Raw genomic sequence first — 18,573 nt, forward strand, 5'->3', positions numbered from 1 at the left:
TTGTAGTAGGACAAATTTGCTGCAATTTGGCCGCAAATCAAAATGAATTGTCAGGAAATACGTACACCAGCATGTCCGCAGATTTCCCTATCTTTGTGGCAATGGCATCATTTGAGGACTTTAAATTAAACCGTCAGCTGTTAAATGCGATAGCTGAAGCAGGGTATATCGTACCTACTGAAATTCAACAAAAAGCAATAACCCCGATTCTTGCCGGCCAAGATGTAATGGGCATTGCCCAGACCGGAACGGGCAAAACAGCCGCTTTTGTGCTGCCTATGCTGATGAAATTGAAATATGCGCAGGGAAATGACCCACGTGCTTTAATCTTAAGTCCAACCCGCGAATTGGCCATGCAGATTGAAGAGAGCATCCGCTCCTTTTCAACTTACCTCGATTTACGTACTGTTTTATTATACGGTGGTTTAGGCCCAAAAACGCAGAAAGAATTGTTGTCAAAAGGTTGTGACATTATCGTCGCTACTCCTGGACGCTTCTTGGATCTCTATTTATCGGGAGAAATTAACACCAAATCGTTGAAGTTTCTGGTGCTCGATGAGGCCGATAAAATGATGGATATGGGCTTTATTTCCAAGATCCATCGCATCCTGGAAGTGGTGCCCCGCAAGCGACAGAACCTGTTGTTCTCGGCGACCATGAGCGAGCTGGTGCGCAAGATTGCTGGCGACTTTTTAGCTTTCCCTACGGTTATTGAAGTATCGGAACAGGCTACACCCGCCCAAACCGTACAGCAGACCTTATACCATGTGCCGAATTTAAAGACCAAGCTGAACCTGCTGCAGCACTTTTTTAAAGACGACGAGGCCTTTAGCCGTATCATTGTCTTCTGTAAAACCAAAGTAGTAGCCGATCGTATTTTTGCTTTCTTATCGCGTAAGTATGGGGAGGAAGAGGTTCGTGTTATTCATGCCAATAAGGGACAGAATACACGTATCAACTCCATCAATGCCTTTAAAGAGGGGAATGTGCGCATCTTGGTGGCTACCGATGTGGCTGCGCGTGGGTTAGATGTTAGCCAGGTATCCCATGTCATCAACTTTGATGTGCCGATTGTGATTGAAGATTATGTACACCGCATTGGTCGTACCGGCCGCGCCTTTAATACCGGCGACGCCATAACCTTCTGCAATCCATCGGAAACCTATTATATTTCCAAAATCGAAAAGCTGATCCGTCAGTCTATCCCGGTGCAGGAGATTCCTGAGGAGGTCGTTATCGAAAAGACACCATTTGATGAGCGCCAAGCGATTGCCAAGGAAATCGATAACCAGAAGAAAAAAGAAGATCCCGACTTTAAAGGGGCTTTCCACGATAAGAAATATGTTATAAAAGCCGCGCAGGCGAAAGCCAGTGGCGCCCGCCCCTCAAACCGGGGCAAAGCCAAACCTGGGAAAAGTAAATCCGCAGGACCTAAGAAAAAAAGATGAAATTAACCCCGCTAAATATCGTGCTGGCCTGTGTGCTGGTATGGGCCATTACCGAAATGGGAAACGAAACCAAACCCTTGTTTTCTTGGGTATGGCTTCTGGTATTAAGCGTGCTGCTGATCTTTGTCGATATCCTCTTTCGGGTATGGATAAAGGATGGCCAACGCTTATGGACCATGCAGATTGGCTTCGTATTGATTGTGGGAATAATTAGTGTGTTGATAAAATTACAGTTTTAGATATGAAAAAAGCAGAAATAAAGCTTCAAGTGGAATTGGATGAAGCCAATGTGCCCGAGCGTATTCAGTGGACTTCCTCTGATGGTGAAACTTCCGAAGAATTACCCGCAAAAGCCATGTTCCTGGCCTTATGGGATGCCCAATATAAAAATACCTTACGCATCGACCTGTGGACCAAAGATATGCCATACGATGAGATGAAACGTTTCTTCTACGAAACCTTACAAACCATGGCCGACTCTTTCCTTCGCTCTTCCGGTGGAGATCCGATGGCCGAAAAGGTAATTGGCGACCTTCGCGACTATTGCGCGCATTATGCCGATAAAATGGAAATCTTAGAACAACAAAACTAACCCTTAAAAAAGCCACAAATGAACTATTTTTTAGTGAAATCTGAACCCTTCAAATACAGCTGGGAGCAATTTAACAAAGATGGGGAAACCTTCTGGGATGGCGTGCGCAACTACCAAGCACGCAACAACATGAAAGCCATGAAAAAAGGCGATTTAGTGTTGTTTTACCACAGTAACGAAGGCAAAGAAGTGGTTGGCTTGGCCAAGGTGGTTAAAGAATTTTACCAGGATCCCACCACCGAAGACGAACGTTGGGTGGTGGTCGACCTGGCACCGGTGGAAACCCTAAAAACCCCGGTAACCCTGGAAACAGTGAAAGCCGACCCGCTACTGCAGGATATCGCCTTGGTAAAACAAGGGAGATTATCGGTGATGCCCCTGAAGCAAGAAGAATTCGACCGCATTCTGGAACTTGGAAGTATGTAATTGGTGGATGCTTGCAGCAGAAAGAAATTATCATCCTGTTGTCATCATTTTGTCATGGTGAGCGGAGTCGAACCACGAGCGACTGGTACGTCAGTGCAATTATCAACGATTATATTGCATATTAGTAATGTTTTGCTAAAAATACCTTTGATAGAAGAGTAGCAAAATGACCATCAATATTTGATATTTTATCATTTTAATGTTTGTGGATGCGTACTACCTGTACTGACGTACCAGTCGTTCGTGGTTCGACTCCGCTCACCATGACAAGATCATGACAAAACGATGGTAATACGTTGACAGCACGGTTATACAATGACCGCTTTCCCCCCTTGCTCACCCCTTTCACTCCCCTTTCAAACCCCTTTCACGGCCTTCTGCAAACGGCTTTGCAAAAGAGCAACAAGGCTGTTATAAAAGCCTTACAAAAGTTCTCTCCAAAAGCAGTTAACCTTTCTTTCCCTCCTACAATCGGTAGAAATATGTGTTCACACATTAAACAATCCGATTCGCTCATTTCAAACATTTTAGCAATAGGATTGATTTATCTTTATTATTAGGTATTTTTATAAGACGTACTAAACTAACCTATTATGATAAAGGCGGTCATTTTGGATGATGAGATCAAGGGTAGCAACTTGATGCAGCATAAGCTGAAAGCCTTTTCTGAACAAGTGGAGGTGTTGCAGGTATTCAATGATCCGCAGGAGGCTTTAGGGAAGGTGAAGGCTTTGGCGGCGGATGTGCTTTTTCTAGATGTGGAAATGCCGGTGCTGAACGGTTTTCAATTCTTGGAGAAATTGGAGCAGTTCGACTTTGAGGTGATCTTTGTGACGGCCTATAACATCTATACCTTGGATGCGCTGCGGGCGAATGCCTTGGATTATTTATTGAAACCGGTGAATCCGGATGAGCTACACAAGGCGATTATAAAGCTGGAGAAACGCATGGAGGGTAAGGAAAAATTAAAGCACCTGGAGCCGCAGCCCCAGCGCCAGTGCAGTTCGCGGATTGCCTTGCCTACGGCGGAAGGTATACACCTCATTAAGCGGGAGGATATTCTACGCATTGAGGCCATGAGCAATTACAGCGTTTTTTACCTCCTGAATCAACCTAAAATTATTGTTTCTAAAACCCTGAAAGAATACGAGCTGTTGCTGGAGGAGCCTAATTTTTTGCGGATAAACCGCAGTACCATTGTGAATTTAGATTTCGTGGTGAAATATAAAAAAGGAGACGGAGGGCAGGTGGAAATGCTGGATGGCGCGGAGCTGGAAGTATCCTCGGCCAAGAAAAGCCTATTGATGGAACGCTTATTTTCCTAAAGCCTATGAAGCCGACAAGGATGTTAATTGCTATGCTGCTTTTCGCTATGCTGATGGCTGTGCCTAGCTATGGCCAAAAACAACTCTATAATTTCATTCATTTTACCGAGAAGGAGGGGTTGCCAAGCAATACCGTCAATGGCCTGGCTTTGGATAGCACCGGCTTGTTGTGGTTAACTAGCAAACATGGGCTGGCCTATTTTGATGGCGCCCGCTTTAACCATGTGGCTTTTCAGCAGGGCACCAATACCTATTCCAATTACTTGGGATCCCTCGCTATCGATAAGCAAAACCGGATTTGGATGACAACTAATGATAGAGGCTTGCTGTGCTACGATCGTAGTAAACCGCTGGAACGGTCGATGTCGCAATTTAATGCGCTTGTAGGCGAGCAAAAGCTGGTTAAATCGAACCTCTACGATGTGCTGGTCTCCTCATCCGGCTTAATTTATTTTGGGGGACAAGAAACCGATTTGCAGGTGTTAAATCCGCAATCGGGCAAGGTCGTACAACTGCCAATTCCGCATATCAACAGCAGTGACCCTTTAACCATTTATTGTATTCAGGAAGATGCTGAAGGTAATTTGTGGATTGGCACGCGCTATCATGGCTTTATCTGCTATAATCCGAAACAACAAACCAGCAAACAGGTAGACTTTCGGTTGCCTGGTGAAAATGGGGTGGCCGACTTTGCTATGGCGAATGGGCAGGTGTATTTGGGGTATTATGACCGTGATTTGGTCAGCTTTAATCCGAAGACCGATCAGTTGCAACATTCCCTATTGAATTTGGGAAAGAGCCAAACCTACTACGATAATTTTGTGTCGGCAATTGCCTATTGGCCGGAAGAAAACTCCCTGCTCGTTGGCCACAACGATCGGGGTTTATGGCAGTACCAGCTCGACAGCAAGGAAAGCCAACAGATCAGTTGGGACGATTTAATGCCCATTTTGCCGCAGCCTTCCCGCATTCGGCAGCTCTTGCCCGTGAAAGAGGGCTATTGGATGGCGACGGAAAATGGTTTGTTTTTCTATACCAAGGCTTGGAATAAAATCAACACGCTGATTCCGTTAAAGGAAAAAGAGGATGCCATCGAGCGTTTGATTTCCTGGGAAGGGGAGACTTGGTATAAAACGGCGCATAGTTTTGGGCAGCTCGATCAGCACTTTCAGCGGATATCAACCTATCCGGTTGATGGCTTTCGGGTGAGCATGATGAGCAGCGACCGGGAGCATCTTTATTTTTCTACTTTCGAAAATGGGGTTTTTGTTTTCGATAGGCAAACCAAGCGGGTGCAGCCCTTGAAAATAAAAGGCGAGGCCTATGGTTTTGAAAGTGCCGATTGCAATAACGTGATTCCCGATACCGTGCAGGGGGAGCCTGTTTTATGGATTGGATCCTGGAATTCTGGCCTGTACCAGTATTTTCCGAATCGACAGGAAATCCGACTTTTTGATAAAGACAGGGGCTTGCCTGACCCTAAAGTAATTACAGTGGGTAAGGACCATGCCGGTCAAATTTGGCTGGGCATGGATGGCTATGGCGTGTTACGTCTTTTAAACAAAGCGAACCCTCGTTTTCAACAGTTTGTTCAAAGTAGGGAAAGTGGCGCCCTGATGTCGAATACCATTTTTTCATTCTACAAGGGCCAATCGGGTAATTTTTGGTTTTCCAGCGGTGCATCGGGAATTGGGCGGGTATTAGCAAAGGGAGAACAGCAGGTGGAGTTTGTACATTTTTACGATCGTAATCCATACCCATGGTTATATGCGGTGGAGATGCAAGAGGACGGCCTGGGCTATATATGGGTGAAGGTGCTGGACGGGGTGATGCTGTTCAATCAGCGGAAGCAGGTTTTTCGGCATTTACTGCCGGGGAAGGGAACCTATCCGAGCAGCAGCTTTAAGACCTTTGGTTTTTACCTGATGGGTGCCCAATTACTGTGGATGACGGATAAAGGCTTGGTGGTGGGCGACCTGTATAAGGTGCATCAGATGGAGCCTTTTCATGCCACGCCGATGATTTCTAAGCTGACCATTTTAAACGAAGACCAAACCTACCGCATGTATGGGCAGCGTAAAATAGATTTGAAGGCCAACGAGAATAATTTTTCGTTTTCCTTTTCTTCAGATGCCCAACACTTGGGTTCGCCCATGCGCTATGCTTATCAATTGGTAGGGCTGGATGAACATTGGGTTGAAGCATCGAAAGATTTGCAGGCCTATTACAATAATTTGGCCCCCGGTAGATATGTATTTAAGGTGCGGGTAGGGGATAGCTATGGCAATTGGTCGGGTAAAATTCTGGAAGTGCCCATCAGTTTGGCTTCCTATTGGTATGCCTCCTGGTGGTTTCGCATGCTTATGGGCATGGCGCTGCTGGCGGCCATGCTGTTCTTTTTCTGGTATCGCATCAGTCAACAAAAGAAGGTGAACCGTTTACAGCAATCCTACAATACGAAATTGGAGGAAGAGCTGGCCTTGAAAGTGCAGAAAATTCAGGAACAGGCCATGGATATCGAGCGGGAAAAGCAAGAGAAAATGGCGAAAGACTATAAGCAAAAACTTTATGAGAGTGAGCTGAAAGCCATCCGTTCGCAAATGAATCCACATTTTATATTTAATGTGTTGAATTCCATTGAGGCCTACGTGGTGGAAAACGATAGCGCCAATGCCTCCAAACTGATTCAGCAATTCTCGACCTTGAGTCGCATTGTCTTGGAGAATTCGCAGTTTTCCATTGTAAGTTTAAAATCTGAACTGCAACTGGTATCGCTGTACCTGGAGCTGGAACGCGAGCGTTTTGACCATGCCTTTGACTATGTCATCGTGGTTGCCCCGACTATAAAGCAGCCCGATTGCCGCATTCCTTCGCTGTTGATTCAGCCTTTGGTGGAGAATGCGGTACATCATGGTATTCGCCATCTGCTGCATCGGAAGGGGCAGATCCGCATTGAGGTGTATGCCGAGCAAGGCAAGCTGTTTATTGATATTTTCGATAATGGCGTCGGCTTTCATGCGCGGCCAAAATCGACTTCCTCCAGCTTTAAGAACAGTTCATTCGGTATAAAGGGCATACAGGAGCGGCTACACATGATTAATGAAAACAATGCCTTGCCGGTTGCGGAATTGCAGATCATAAAATTAAGCGTAGAAAATGAGGGCTTTAGTACGCTTGTGCGTATCATTCTGCCCGATTCAGCGGTGTTTGGAAGCCTAAAAAAGGACGCTAATTAGCGTCCTTGGTATCTTATATGCTGCTTAATGCGAGCGGTTGAATGTCTTGATCAATTCCTTAATGCCTTTGGCGTTCTCCGGTTTCAGCTTGCCGGCCAGTAACAAACGAAGTTCCCGACGTTGCAAAGCCTCTTCAAAGAGTTTTGTTTCCACTTCTGTCTCCGGGCTTAAGGTTGGGATGGCTTTAGGACGTCCTTCCTCATCAATGGAAACAAAGGTATAGTAGGCTTCATTCGACTTCACTTTGGTGCCCTCGGGCAAGTTTTGAGCGAAGATTTCCATGCGTACTTCTACCGAGGTGTTGAAAGCACGGGTCACCTGCGCCTGAATGGTAACCACCTCACCCAGTTTAATGGAGCGTTTGAAGGATACATTATCAACCGATACAGTAACCACTTGGTTGTTGCAATGCTTTTGGGCTGCCATGGCTGAACAAATGTCCATCCAGTATAATAAGCGGCCTCCCATGAGGTTGCCAAAGGTATTGGTATCGTTGGGCAATACCAACTCGTTCATTTCGGTATAGGATTCTTTCGCGAATTTGTGTTTCATGTATTATTTTCTAAATGCGTTGATCTGTTGATCGATGGTAAAGAGGCTTTCGGTAAAGGAGGTGGGGCTAAAGCCCAGTTCTCTTTTCGCCTTCTCTAGTATAAACCCTGTTTTTTGCGGACGGTTTGTGGCTTGTCCAATTTCTGCTGCGCTCACCTCACCCAGCAAGTTTTTATCCAAGTGCCAATGCTCGGCTACCAATAGGGCTAATTCACGAATGCTGTAAAGGGTGTCGCTGGAAATATGATAGGTGCCTTGGGCCTCTTTTTCCAGGGCCAACAAACAAGCCGCTGCCAGGTCGTCTACCCAAGTGGGCATGCGCCATTGATCGCTAACCGCGCGAATGGCCTCGCCGTTTTCGAGTTTGCCCTTAGCCCATAACACGATATTGGAGCGATTGGCATCGGCAATAACACCATAGACCAAAATAGTGCGCAGGATGGCCGCCCGGCAACCTGTCGCCTCGATAAGGCGCTCTGCATCCCATTTGCTTTGCCCATAGGCATTGCAGGGTCTGCATTCGTCGTCTTCCGCGTAGGGTCCGTTCTTTCCATCGAATACGAAATCCGTAGATAGGAAAGTCAGGTGTATATCTTTTTCGGCGCAAAGGTTCGCAAAATAAGCCGAAGCATCTACATTCAGGCGCTGGCAAAGGTCGGGTTTGCTTTCGCAGACTTCCACGCTGGTTAATGCGGCGGCATGGATAATATGGCTAGGCTTAACATCTTCTACCAACTGGCGGATGGCATCAAAATCGACCAGGTCTAGCTGTTCAAATCGATAGCCTTCTTGTTGGGGATTGCGGTTTGGCGATTGGGAGGTGCAGCATAAGCTGTATCCTGGCTTTTGCAGGATAAGTTCCGTTAATTTATGGCCTAAGAAACCGTTGGAACCGGTCAGTAAGACTCGTTTTTCCGTTTTGTTTAGTTCGTCCATTGGAAGTCCATTTTTGGTTGTTTCATGGAATGGTCAATCACTTTCATCTCGATGTTTAAAATCTCTTCCAACGCTTTGTAGTCGATCTTATGGGCATCATCGGAAGGTTTGTGGTAATCGTCGTGACCACCGGTGTGAAAGAACAGCACCGGGATGTTTTTCTTGTAGAAGGAGGTTTGATCGGAACCGCCATTGCCATCTTTACTGGTGTGGAATTTTAGGGGGCTGCTGATACCTTCGAAGATTTTAGGGAAGGCCGAGCTGGTGCCATAGCCAATAATGGCTAAGCCTTGTTCCGGTTGGTAGCGACCAATCATATCCATATTCAGCATCCAGTGGATGTCGTTTAAGGGTAGGGTTGGGTTTTCCGTATAATAGCGGGAGCCGACAAGGCCTAATTCCTCGGCACCAAAGCCGATAAATAAGAGGTTGAAGGCTTCTTGTTCTCCATTGCTTGCGTAATGACGAGCCAGCTCCAAGAGCCCCGCAACACCGGAAGCATTATCATCGGCGCCATTGTGTAATTTGCCCACACCTAGCGAGTCGCGGGTGCCTCCTATGGTGCCGTAGCCCAAATGATCGTAATGAGCACCAATCACGATGGTGTAAGGAGCTTTATTATCGATAAAGCCAATGATATTGTCAGATTGGCGGAGGGAGTCCTGCACCTTTACTCTTCTGATCTTGGCTTCGAAGGATTGGCGAAAGCCTTGCTCGCCTTTGGGCTGCAGGCCATATTTTTTGAAATGCTTTTCGATATACTTGGCGGCTTTATGCGATCCGGGTTTTCCCGTTTCGCGCCCTTTCATCTTATCGGAAGCCAGGTATTCGATGTGCTTTTTTAAGTTCTTAGGATTTATTTGGGCTATGGCTGATGGGGAAACGCCTACAAAAAAGGCACAACAGCAGACAGCCCAAAAGAATTGGAAATGTTTCATGTTCCAAATATACGCTAAAAGCGAAAATTGGAAGGGTTATTTCCTGTAAAAATAAGGAGTTGATGGCTTAGTCTTCGGCAACCTCGCTATGGGCACTTTGTTTTTCTTGGTGCTCCTCTTTGAAATAGCGGTTGTTGAAAATTAAGATAAGGAATACCCCAACGGAGATGGCTGAATCGGCCACATTGAAAATTGGACGGAAGAATTTGAATTCCTCACCACCCCAAATTGGAAACCAAGTTGGGAATGTGCCGTCGATCAGGGGGAAATAAAGCATATCCACCACATAGCCGTGTAGGAATGTGGTATAGCCACCGCCTTCTGGGAAGAGCACGGCTTTTTGATAAGGGGTACTTTCGCTAAAGATCATCCCGTAGAATGCACTGTCGATGATATTACCTAGCGCACCAGCGAAAATTAACGCTACATTGAGGATGAACCCTCTATTGTATTTGTTTTTCACCATGTAGTGCAAGCCATAACCAATGCCGATGACAGCGATAATACGGAAGACACTTAAAAATAGTTTTCCATACTCGCCACCAAACTCCATACCGTAGGCCATGCCCGGGTTTTCAATAAAGTGGATAAGGAATTTATCGCCAAGAACTTTGAATTCTTGTCCGATAGTCATGTTTAACTTTACCCAAAGCTTTGAAACTTGGTCAATCAGTAAGATAATTACAATGAGGAGAACGGGCTTGGTATATCCTTTCATAGTGCATAAAAATGGTCTTTGTTCTCACAAAGACCATCGAGTTAATCTTTTGCTTAATATTGTTTGTTCTTGGCCTCGATACTCAGTGTGGTATGAGGTACTGCTTTTAATCTTTCTTTCTGGATAAGCTTTCCAGTTTCTCTGCAAATCCCGTAGGTTTTGTTTTCGATGCGAACAAGTGCTGCTTCTAAGTTGTCGATGAACTTCTTCTGACGTGCAGCAAGCTGGTTAATTTGTTCTTTTTCTAGGGTGGCCGAGCCATCCTCTAGGGTTTTGTAAGTACCTGCTGTGTCATCTGTACCGTTCGCATTACTATTGCTCAGTGATTTTGTTAATGACGATAACTCTTCTCTGGCAATACGCAACTTCTCAAGAATAATTGCTTTAAACTCTTGTAATTCAGCATCGCTGTACCGTGTTTTTTCTGTCTTTCCCATACTTTAAATTTTTTCTATTAGTAGCAATAAGTTCTTGCCATCGATTTCTATAGGTTCCCCTACAGCCAGCGAATCATCGATTTTAAGAGTATCAGCCAAAATTTCCGTACAAATATACAAGAAATTATTTTCTACAGCTTGTTGAATTTCAGTATTTTGACTTAGGGTAACAGCAATTCGGTCGGTAACTTCAAATCCTTTATCCTTGCGAAGGTTCTGAACGCGGTTAATTAACTCACGTGCGAGGCCTTCATTCTTCAATTCTGGCGTGATATGTACGTCTAGAGCAACGGTTAGGCGGCCTAAATTGGCGACCTGCCAGCCTTCAACATCCTCTGCGATGATTTCGACATCTTCGGTGCTAATAACATAATCCGTGCCACTTAACGCGAGGGTACCCTGGGTTTCTAGGTTATTGATAGCGGTTGCATCTAAAGCCTGAATGGCCGTGGATACCGCTTTCATATCCTTACCTACCTTGGCACCCAACACTTTAAAGTTTGGTTTTACCTTCTTCTTGATGATACCGGTGGTATCAATAATGAATTCAATAGCTTTGATATTGGTTTCAGAAAGAATTAAATCTTTTACTTTTTCTACTTTTTCCTGGAAGGAAGCATCCAATACCGGCAATAAGATTTTGCTTAATGGCTGACGCACATTAATACCGGTTTTCTTGCGTAAGGATAGCGTAAGAGAGGATATGTCCTGCGCTAAAGCCATCCGTTCTTCCAAGGCTTTATCGACCAAGTCGCTGTGGTAAACCGGGAAGTCGGCTAAGTGTACCGATTCAAAATTCTCTTTTTGCGTGGCTGCATTTAAGTCTAAATACAACTGATCGGCAAAGAATGGTGAAATTGGAGCAATTAGCTTCGCAATAGTGTCTAGACAAGTATACAGGGTTTGGTAAGCAGAGATCTTATCGCTGCTGTAATCTCCTTTCCAGAAACGTCTGCGGCATAAACGAACATACCAGTTGCTGAGGTGTTCATCCACGAAGTTCTGGATGGCGCGTGCAGCTTTTGTTGGTTCGTAATCGGCGTAGAAGGCATCTACCTCTTTGCTTAAGCTATTCAGCAAGGAGATAATCCATCTGTCGATTTCTGGGCGTTCGTTGATGTTGATATCCGGTTCAGCATAGCTGAACTTATCGATGTTTGCATATAAGGCGAAGAATGCATAGGTGTTGTACAAGGTACCGAAGAACTTCCGGCGTACTTCATCTAATCCTTCTTCATTGAATTTTAAGTTATCCCATGGCGCGGCGTTGCTAATCATGTACCAGCGGGTGGCATCGGCAGAGTATTTCTCGATCGTAGCAAATGGATCGACACCATTGCCTAAACGTTTCGACATCTTATTGCCGTTTTTGTCGAGTACCAAACCGTTGGATACTACGTTTTTGAAAGCTACGGAGCCACGTACCATGGTGGAGATGGCGTGCAGGGTGAAGAACCAGCCACGCGTTTGATCGACACCTTCGGCGATAAAGTCGGCCGGGAAGGCGGAGAAGTAATCTTCTTTAAACGGCAGGGCTTCGCCTTTTTCCAGTTTATCGTAGTCCAATCCCCATTGTGCATAAGGCATCGCTCCAGAATCAAACCATACGTCGATAAGATCGGATTCGCGGTAGAGCTTTTGTCCGGCTTCGGAAACCAAAATAATATCATCTACATAAGGACGGTGCAGGTCTAATTGATCTGTTCCGAACTTATCCAGGTAAGATTTGTTAACGGCTTTTTCTTCTTCAGAAAGGATGTCGGAATTTAAGGAATCCTCCAATAAGGATTTCAATTCCGGCATGGAGCCGATGCAGATTTCTTCGTTTTCATCTTCGGAGCGCCAGATAGGTAATGGAGTTCCCCAATAGCGAGAACGCGAAAGGTTCCAGTCTACTAGGTTTTCCAACCAATTTCCAAAGCGACCGGAGCCTGTTGCTTCTGGTTTCCAATTGATGGTTTTATTCAATGCAACCAACTCATCTTTTAATGCGGTGGTACGGATAAACCAGCTGTCTAATGGATAGTATAAGACAGGTTTATCTGTTCTCCAGCAATGAGGGTAGGTGTGTTCGTATTTTTTAACGTCGAAGGCTTTGTTGTCTTCCTTGAGTTTAATGGCGATTAATACATCGGTAGGGCGGAAGTCTTTAGCTTCACGCTCTTCTGCGGAGTAGTATTCTTCCTTCACGAAGCGTCCGGCGAAGTCGGTTACTTCTTTCACAAACTTTCCGGTACGATCTACCGTAGGGACATCTTTGCCGTTTTCGTCTTTTACAAGAATGGCTGGTACGCCGTTTTCACGGGCAACTCGGAAGTCATCCGCCCCATAGGTTGGCGCCGCATGCACAATACCGGTACCATCTTCTGTTGTTACGAAATCGCCGATGATCACTTTGAAGGCTTTCTCGATAAGTTCTTCAGAAGTGATGTATGGCATCAATTGATGATAGCGTAATCCGGCTAATTCTTCGCCTTTAAATTCTGCGGCAATTTCCCAAGGGATCAGCTTGTCGCCGAACGTATAGTCTTGGAAAGATACCTGCTGGCCTTCTGCTTTGAAGTGCTTGCTTATCAGGTTCTTCGCCAATATAACCGAAACAGGAGCCCCGGTGTACTGGTTGAAGGTTCTGATTTTAACGTAGTCGATGTTTTTGCCGACTACTAAGGCGGTATTACTTGGCAGGGTCCAAGGTGTTGTTGTCCAGGCGATGAAAGCAACATCTTCCTCAGGAGATTCGACTAAGCGGTCGATCATTGGGTGTATCTGTGCTTTATCCAAGCGGAATTCAGCCACGATAGTTGTATCTTTTACATCTTTGTATGTGCCGGGTTGGTTTAGCTCGTGCGAACTTAGACCCGTACCTGCTGCCGGCGAATACGGCTGGATGGTGTAGCCTTTATAAAGTAATCCTTTTTTATACAGGTCTTTTAACAGGAACCATAAGGTTTCGATGTACTCGTTTTCGTAGGTAATGTATGGATGCTCTAGGTCTACCCAGTAGCCCATCTTCTCTGTCAGGTCATTCCATACGTCGGTGTATTTCATCACCTCTTTGCGGCAGGCGTTATTGTATTCCTCAACGGAAATCTTGACACCGATATCTTCTTTGGTAATGCCTAAGGTTTTTTCTACAGCTAATTCAATAGGAAGGCCGTGGGTATCCCATCCTCCTTTACGTTTTACCTGAAATCCTTTTAGGGTTTTGTAGCGACAGAAGATATCTTTAATGGTTCTGGCCATCACATGGTGAATCCCTGGCATGCCATTCGCTGAAGGTGGCCCTTCATAAAAAGTGTATGGCTTGCTTGCAGGACGGTTTGCAATGCTTTTTTCAAAGATGTTCGTTGCACCCCAACGTTTCAATACTTCTTTGCCTATTTCGGGTAAGTTTAACTGCTTATATTCCTTATACATCACGCGTTCTTATTCTATTTTTAAAGGTCGCTAATTTAGTGAATTTAAAGGAAAGCTGAAATAGAAGGGGTGATTTAGTGGGGAGTTTACCCTAATCCGACAAAATGGCGGTTTTTTCAAGGGGATTTAAGGCTGAAAAAGAGGGCATAAAAAAGAGCAATCCGAAGGATTGCTCTGCTGTGTTCTTATCTTTTTTTTGAAGCCTAGGCGGAGAAGCTACTGCCACATCCGCAAGTGCTGCTTGCATTCGGGTTGTTGAAGGTAAAGCCGCGTGCATCTAGTCCATTTCTGAAGTCTATTTCCATGCCGGCAAGGTATAGGCCATGTGCCTTGTTCATAAAGACACGAATGCCTTGAATGTCATACTCGCTATCGCCATCTTTCTTTTGATCGAAACCTAGGATATAGCTCATGCCTGAACAACCACCGCCTTCAACACCAACACGAAGGCCAAAATCCTCGCCTATTTCCTGCTGATCGATTAGTTTTTTTAATTCTTTAAGGGCCCCTTCTGTCAGGGTTACTGGTGCTGTTGCTGTTAAATTATCCGCTGCCATATCGTATCCTCGTATAAAATGTTTAACAAAATTACATATTTTTAGCCATAATTTAATATTTACGACTTTTTTGACAATCTAGTAACAGTATGGATATAAGCCCAGATTTGGTGGAATTTTTAAAGAACTTGTTTAGTATTGCCTTCGGTGTGTTCGCCGGTTTATTGCTGGCCTTTCGCTTGGCGTGGCCTAAAATCGAGCGTTTTCTCGTGAAGTTGAGGGCTGTAGGCCAGAAGCGCATCGGCAAGGAAACTTTGCGCACCGCCGCCTATGAACGTCTTTTGTTATTCGTGCATCGTATCGATTTACAACAGGTAATGCAGCGGCATTATCAACCGGGGATTTCCTTGCAGGAGTTTCAGCAGTCCATGATTCAGGAGGTAGAGGCCGAGCTGGAACATAACTATACCCAACAATTGTATGTGAGTGACGCGGCTTGGAAATCGGTGCTTGCCTTAAAGAAATATACCATCGAACTGATACGTAGTACGGCACAAAAGCTAGGCAATTCGGTGAGCGTAGATCGCTTTGTGGAGGAAATTTTAGCGCAACAACAAAAAAATGCCGAAAACCTTAATTTAGCCACACAAATTTTATTGAAAAATGAGCTGAATGCTTAGCATTATCATAATAAAGAAAATTAAATGATAAAAGTTAACTAATTGTCAGGCCATTTCTTTGATATTATCTATATTTGCCGATATTTCTAAAACAGTAATACATCCCAATAAAATGTTCGATATGGAAAGAGATCAGTCCATCTTTAATCTTATTGCCGAAGAACTTAAACGCCAAGAAGAAGGTATTGAGTTAATCGCTTCGGAAAACTTTGTTAGTAAGCAGGTTATGGAAGCCGCAGGTTCAGTATTAACCAACAAATATGCTGAAGGCCTTCCGGGAAAACGCTACTACGGCGGTTGTGAAGTAGTTGACCAAATTGAAACCATCGCCATCGACCGTGCAAAAGAATTGTTCGGTGCGGAATGGGTGAATGTGCAACCTCACTCTGGCGCACAAGCCAATGCTGCGGTTTTCTTAGCGATTTTAAAACCAGGTGATAAAATATTAGGATTCGACCTATCTCATGGTGGTCACTTAACACATGGATCTCCAGCTAACTTCTCCGGAAAACTTTACCAACCTTTATTCTATGGAGTTAAAGAAGATACTGGATTAATTGACTACGAGAAATTGGAAGAAACAGCGCGTGCTGAAAAACCAAAAGTGATTATCTGTGGTGCTTCTGCTTACTCTCGTGATTGGGATTATGCCCGTATCCGTAAGGTAGCTGATGAAATCGGTGCTTTAGTAGTAGCTGATATCTCGCACCCTGCAGGTCTTATCGCTCGTGGCTTATTGAACGATCCACTTCCACACTGTCATATCGTAACAACAACTACCCATAAAACACTTCGTGGTCCTCGCGGCGGTATGATTATGGTAGGAAAAGATTTCGAAAACCCTTGGGGCATCAAAACGCCAAAAGGAGATATCCGTACAATTACGCAATTGTTAGATTTAGCGGTATTCCCAGGTACTCAAGGCGGTCCTTTAGAGCATACGATTGCTGCAAAAGCAATTGCTTACGGTGAAGCGTTGTCTGATGATTACTTAACTTACATCAAACAAGTAAAATCTAATGCTGCTGCATTAGCGCAGTTCTTTGTGGAGAAAGACTATAAAATTATCTCTGGTGGTACAGATAACCACTTGATGTTGGTAGATCTTCGTAATAAAGATATCTCTGGTAAAGATGCAGAAGCGGTATTAGGTCTTGCTGGTATCACCACGAATAAAAACATGGTGCCTTTCGATTCCCGTTCTCCATTCGTAACTTCAGGAGTACGTTTCGGAACGGCCGCTATCACCACCCGTGGTATTAAAGAAACAGAGATTGTACAAATTGGTGAGCTAATCGATGAAGCCTTAACTAATAGAAACGATGAAGCTGCGCTAAATCGTATACATGGTAAAGTAAAAGAGATGATGGCTAAATTCCCATTATACAAATAGTTATCGCTTAAAATTACATAAAAATGGCTCTAAACAGGAAGTTTGGAGCCATTTTTGTTAAGTAATATTTATGTGAAGAAATGTTAAAATAAACCGTAATTTTTTGATAAATCGGAATTTTTAATTCTCTTTGATTCATAAACAAAAATAAAATCGCCTATCGAAACACGCATACGCTAAACTAGAATATAAAACAGTACATAGCAGATACTCTGACAGTTTTGTGGAGGAATAATTATGAAACTATTGAATAAGAAAAGTGACCAGCAACTGGTGCAAGCGTACGTTAAAGGCGAAGAACGAGCAATACAAGTTTTATTAGAACGCTATAAAACTAAAATCTACACTTCTATTTACCATCAGGTAAAAGATCAGTACCTTGCCGAGGATATATTTCAGGAGACATTTATTAAAGTAATTAACACCTTAAAAGCAGGTCGTTATAACGACGAAGGTAAGTTCTTGCCTTGGGTTATGCGCATTGCTCATAATATGGTGATTGACCATTTCCGCCGCGAAAAAAGAGCCCCTAATATTATCAATAACGATGGCTTCGATATTTTCGAAGTGCTTCAGTTCTCTGATGATAGTGTGGAAACCAAGATGGTGAAAAGCCAACGCGACGTTGATCTTAAAAAGATTATCCAACTGCTTCCCGATGATCAGAAGGAAGTCCTTATCATGCGTCTGTTCTGCGATATGAGCTTTAAAGATATCGCTGATATCACCGAAGTGAGTATCAATACAGCCTTAGGTCGCATGCGTTATGCCTTATCTAACTTAAGGAAGATGATTGAGGAGAACAATTTGATGTTTCAATTGGGCTAGCAAATAGCATTGAATAACGAGATAAAAGTGTAAAGCGGGTCTAAAATAGGCCGCTTTCTCTTTTATCTCGTGTTTTTTTTCTGCAACCTACTTAGCAAGACTTTTGTTCCCTTAGTTTGTCTTAGGGAGGTGCCCTTTATCGACTTTGAAGCATGATGAAATCATGAAGAAAAGATGAAGCTTTTGCTATTCATCCTTTGGGGCATAAATGCCTTGTCATGCTGTCATTTTGTCTGTCAGGCAACTATTTTACTGTAGATTGAATAAGTTTCCCTAACAAATAGCCCTTTGGAATCAGTTTTGATGTACCCAAGGAAATAGAAAACTAAAAGATATATAATAGATGTACTGGATTATTTTTATTGGAATTATGTTAGTGAGTTGGATAGTCCAGCTCCGTTTCAAGAATAAGTTTAAGAAATACTCGGAGATGCCGCTTTCCTCTGGTCTTTCAGGGGCAGAGATTGCCCAGAAGATGTTGAGCGATAGTGGAATCCACGATGTTGAGATTATTTCGGTTGAGGGTCAATTAACAGACCACTACAACCCGGGAAATAGAACGGTGAACTTAAGTCCGGAAGTTTATCACGGTCGTAGTGTTGCGGCGGCAGCTGTTGCTGCCCACGAATGTGGACACGCCGTGCAGCATGCCAAGGCCTATAGCTGGTTGCAGTTCCGCTCTGCCATGGTGCCTATTGTGTCGGTCGCGTCACGTCTTACCTCTTGGGTATTGATGATCGGTGTGATGATGATGGCTTTCTCAGGAAACTACATTGTCCTTGCCGTAGGAGTGGGTGCTTTATTAATTACCACCATCTTCGCTTTCGTTACTTTGCCGGTAGAGTTTGATGCTTCGGCTCGTGCCTTAGCTTGGTTAGACCGTGCAGGAGTAACCCACAATACAGAAGAGCATGATGGTGCAAAAGACGCCTTAAAATGGGCTGCCATGACTTACGTGGTTGCTGCATTAGCCGCTTTGGTTACCTTATTGTATTACGCTTCTCTGCTTTTAGGTAGAAGAGATTAATACCTTTTTAGAACGAATATATGGGATGAAATTGCTTTCATCCCATTTTTTATGGTTTTGCTACCCGAATGGATTTCCTTTCAATAGGATTTTGTACATTTGCAGAATTAGAAACAGGATTTC

At 44.2% G+C, this 18,573-nt stretch carries 17 protein-coding genes; 10 read left to right on the forward strand and 7 right to left on the reverse strand.

From position 1 onward, the window contains the following. Positions 1 to 101 precede the first annotated feature (101 nt). The 6 genes from GQF63_RS14895 to GQF63_RS14920 all read left to right on the forward strand — a co-directional run bounded on the left by GQF63_RS14895 (position 102) and on the right by GQF63_RS14920 (position 7,027). Positions 102 to 1,448, forward strand: coding sequence for a DEAD/DEAH box helicase (locus GQF63_RS14895; protein ID WP_160370036.1), 1,347 nt, complete (start codon positions 102 to 104; stop codon positions 1,446 to 1,448). Then, positions 1,445 to 1,687, forward strand: coding sequence for a hypothetical protein (locus tag GQF63_RS14900; RefSeq protein WP_160370037.1), 243 nt, complete (start codon positions 1,445 to 1,447; stop codon positions 1,685 to 1,687). Before GQF63_RS14895 ends, GQF63_RS14900 begins: the two co-directional genes overlap by 4 nt. A 2-nt stretch (positions 1,688 to 1,689) precedes the next feature. Then, positions 1,690 to 2,040, forward strand: a complete 351-nt coding sequence (gene gldC, locus GQF63_RS14905; RefSeq protein WP_160370038.1) for a gliding motility protein GldC — start codon at positions 1,690 to 1,692, stop codon at positions 2,038 to 2,040. 18 nt (positions 2,041 to 2,058) lie between these two features. Continuing rightward, positions 2,059 to 2,466, forward strand: coding sequence for an EVE domain-containing protein (locus GQF63_RS14910; RefSeq protein ID WP_160370039.1), 408 nt, complete (start codon positions 2,059 to 2,061; stop codon positions 2,464 to 2,466). A gap of 593 nt (positions 2,467 to 3,059) precedes the next feature. After that, positions 3,060 to 3,791, forward strand: coding sequence for a LytR/AlgR family response regulator transcription factor (locus GQF63_RS14915; protein WP_160370040.1), 732 nt, complete (start codon positions 3,060 to 3,062; stop codon positions 3,789 to 3,791). Between the two features lie 5 nt (positions 3,792 to 3,796). Next, a complete protein-coding gene (locus tag GQF63_RS14920) occupies positions 3,797 to 7,027 on the forward strand; it encodes a ligand-binding sensor domain-containing protein (protein WP_160370041.1) in 3,231 nt (1,076 codons plus the stop codon). A 24-nt stretch (positions 7,028 to 7,051) separates the two neighbouring features. Here the strand turns inward: GQF63_RS14920 and GQF63_RS14925 are convergent, their stop codons facing one another. The 7 genes from GQF63_RS14925 to GQF63_RS14955 form a co-directional block, all read right to left on the reverse strand. Continuing rightward, on the reverse strand, positions 7,052 to 7,579 hold the full coding sequence (locus tag GQF63_RS14925; protein ID WP_160370042.1) for an acyl-CoA thioesterase: 528 nt from the start codon (positions 7,577 to 7,579) through the stop codon (positions 7,052 to 7,054). Between the two features lie 3 nt (positions 7,580 to 7,582). Continuing rightward, entirely contained in the window at positions 7,583 to 8,515 is a 933-nt protein-coding gene (locus GQF63_RS14930) for an SDR family oxidoreductase (RefSeq protein WP_160370043.1), read from the reverse strand. After that, on the reverse strand, positions 8,503 to 9,453 hold the full coding sequence (locus tag GQF63_RS14935) for a M20/M25/M40 family metallo-hydrolase (RefSeq protein ID WP_160370044.1): 951 nt from the start codon (positions 9,451 to 9,453) through the stop codon (positions 8,503 to 8,505). The genes GQF63_RS14930 and GQF63_RS14935 overlap by 13 nt, the downstream gene beginning before the upstream one ends. A gap of 67 nt (positions 9,454 to 9,520) precedes the next feature. Continuing rightward, positions 9,521 to 10,171: a lipoprotein signal peptidase gene (locus tag GQF63_RS14940; protein WP_160370045.1), complete on the reverse strand. Its 651-nt coding sequence runs from the start codon at positions 10,169 to 10,171 to the stop codon at positions 9,521 to 9,523. A gap of 53 nt (positions 10,172 to 10,224) precedes the next feature. Beyond that, complete coding sequence (locus GQF63_RS14945) at positions 10,225 to 10,608, reverse strand: TraR/DksA family transcriptional regulator (protein WP_160370046.1); 384 nt, start codon at positions 10,606 to 10,608, stop codon at positions 10,225 to 10,227. Between the two features lie 3 nt (positions 10,609 to 10,611). Further along, positions 10,612 to 14,025, reverse strand: coding sequence for an isoleucine--tRNA ligase (gene ileS, locus GQF63_RS14950; protein WP_160370047.1), 3,414 nt, complete (start codon positions 14,023 to 14,025; stop codon positions 10,612 to 10,614). Positions 14,026 to 14,228: 203 nt separating this feature from the next. After that, positions 14,229 to 14,582 carry a HesB/IscA family protein gene (locus GQF63_RS14955; protein WP_160370048.1) on the reverse strand — a complete coding sequence of 118 codons (354 nt, stop codon included), beginning with the start codon at positions 14,580 to 14,582 and terminating at the stop codon, positions 14,229 to 14,231. A gap of 89 nt (positions 14,583 to 14,671) precedes the next feature. Here GQF63_RS14955 and GQF63_RS14960 point away from each other — a divergent pair, with 89 nt between their 5' ends. The 4 genes from GQF63_RS14960 (at position 14,672) to GQF63_RS14975 (ending at position 18,450) form a co-directional block, all read left to right on the forward strand. Beyond that, entirely contained in the window at positions 14,672 to 15,202 is a 531-nt protein-coding gene (locus GQF63_RS14960; RefSeq protein ID WP_160370049.1) for a DUF7935 family protein, read from the forward strand. Between the two features lie 121 nt (positions 15,203 to 15,323). Then, positions 15,324 to 16,595, forward strand: a complete 1,272-nt coding sequence (locus GQF63_RS14965; protein ID WP_160370050.1) for a serine hydroxymethyltransferase — start codon at positions 15,324 to 15,326, stop codon at positions 16,593 to 16,595. Positions 16,596 to 16,832: 237 nt separating this feature from the next. Then, the gene (locus GQF63_RS14970; protein ID WP_160370051.1) at positions 16,833 to 17,423 is read left to right on the forward strand and encodes an RNA polymerase sigma factor; all 591 of its coding nucleotides are present in this window, start codon (positions 16,833 to 16,835) and stop codon (positions 17,421 to 17,423) included. A gap of 343 nt (positions 17,424 to 17,766) precedes the next feature. Next, positions 17,767 to 18,450 (forward strand): zinc metallopeptidase, encoded by a 684-nt coding sequence (locus GQF63_RS14975; RefSeq protein ID WP_160370052.1) that lies wholly within the window; start codon positions 17,767 to 17,769, stop codon positions 18,448 to 18,450. Positions 18,451 to 18,573 lie beyond the last annotated feature (123 nt).

Source organism: Sphingobacterium humi (assembly GCF_009768885.1).
Taxonomy (GTDB): domain Bacteria; phylum Bacteroidota; class Bacteroidia; order Sphingobacteriales; family Sphingobacteriaceae; genus Sphingobacterium; species Sphingobacterium humi.

Bases quoted from the DNA above. Each gene is read 5' to 3' on its own strand.
- GQF63_RS14895 (WP_160370036.1), top strand. From the start codon at position 102: ATGGCATCATTTGAGGACTTTAAATTAAACCGTCAGCTGTTAAATGCG.
- GQF63_RS14900 (WP_160370037.1), top strand. From the start codon at position 1,445: ATGAAATTAACCCCGCTAAATATCGTGCTGGCCTGTGTGCTGGTATGG.
- gldC (WP_160370038.1), top strand. From the start codon at position 1,690: ATGAAAAAAGCAGAAATAAAGCTTCAAGTGGAATTGGATGAAGCCAAT.
- GQF63_RS14910 (WP_160370039.1), top strand. From the start codon at position 2,059: ATGAACTATTTTTTAGTGAAATCTGAACCCTTCAAATACAGCTGGGAG.
- GQF63_RS14915 (WP_160370040.1), top strand. From the start codon at position 3,060: ATGATAAAGGCGGTCATTTTGGATGATGAGATCAAGGGTAGCAACTTG.
- GQF63_RS14920 (WP_160370041.1), top strand. From the start codon at position 3,797: ATGAAGCCGACAAGGATGTTAATTGCTATGCTGCTTTTCGCTATGCTG.
- GQF63_RS14925 (WP_160370042.1), bottom strand. From the start codon at position 7,579: ATGAAACACAAATTCGCGAAAGAATCCTATACCGAAATGAACGAGTTG.
- GQF63_RS14930 (WP_160370043.1), bottom strand. From the start codon at position 8,515: ATGGACGAACTAAACAAAACGGAAAAACGAGTCTTACTGACCGGTTCC.
- GQF63_RS14935 (WP_160370044.1), bottom strand. From the start codon at position 9,453: ATGAAACATTTCCAATTCTTTTGGGCTGTCTGCTGTTGTGCCTTTTTT.
- GQF63_RS14940 (WP_160370045.1), bottom strand. From the start codon at position 10,171: ATGAAAGGATATACCAAGCCCGTTCTCCTCATTGTAATTATCTTACTG.
- GQF63_RS14945 (WP_160370046.1), bottom strand. From the start codon at position 10,608: ATGGGAAAGACAGAAAAAACACGGTACAGCGATGCTGAATTACAAGAG.
- ileS (WP_160370047.1), bottom strand. From the start codon at position 14,025: ATGTATAAGGAATATAAGCAGTTAAACTTACCCGAAATAGGCAAAGAA.
- GQF63_RS14955 (WP_160370048.1), bottom strand. From the start codon at position 14,582: ATGGCAGCGGATAATTTAACAGCAACAGCACCAGTAACCCTGACAGAA.
- GQF63_RS14960 (WP_160370049.1), top strand. From the start codon at position 14,672: ATGGATATAAGCCCAGATTTGGTGGAATTTTTAAAGAACTTGTTTAGT.
- GQF63_RS14965 (WP_160370050.1), top strand. From the start codon at position 15,324: ATGGAAAGAGATCAGTCCATCTTTAATCTTATTGCCGAAGAACTTAAA.
- GQF63_RS14970 (WP_160370051.1), top strand. From the start codon at position 16,833: ATGAAACTATTGAATAAGAAAAGTGACCAGCAACTGGTGCAAGCGTAC.
- GQF63_RS14975 (WP_160370052.1), top strand. From the start codon at position 17,767: ATGTACTGGATTATTTTTATTGGAATTATGTTAGTGAGTTGGATAGTC.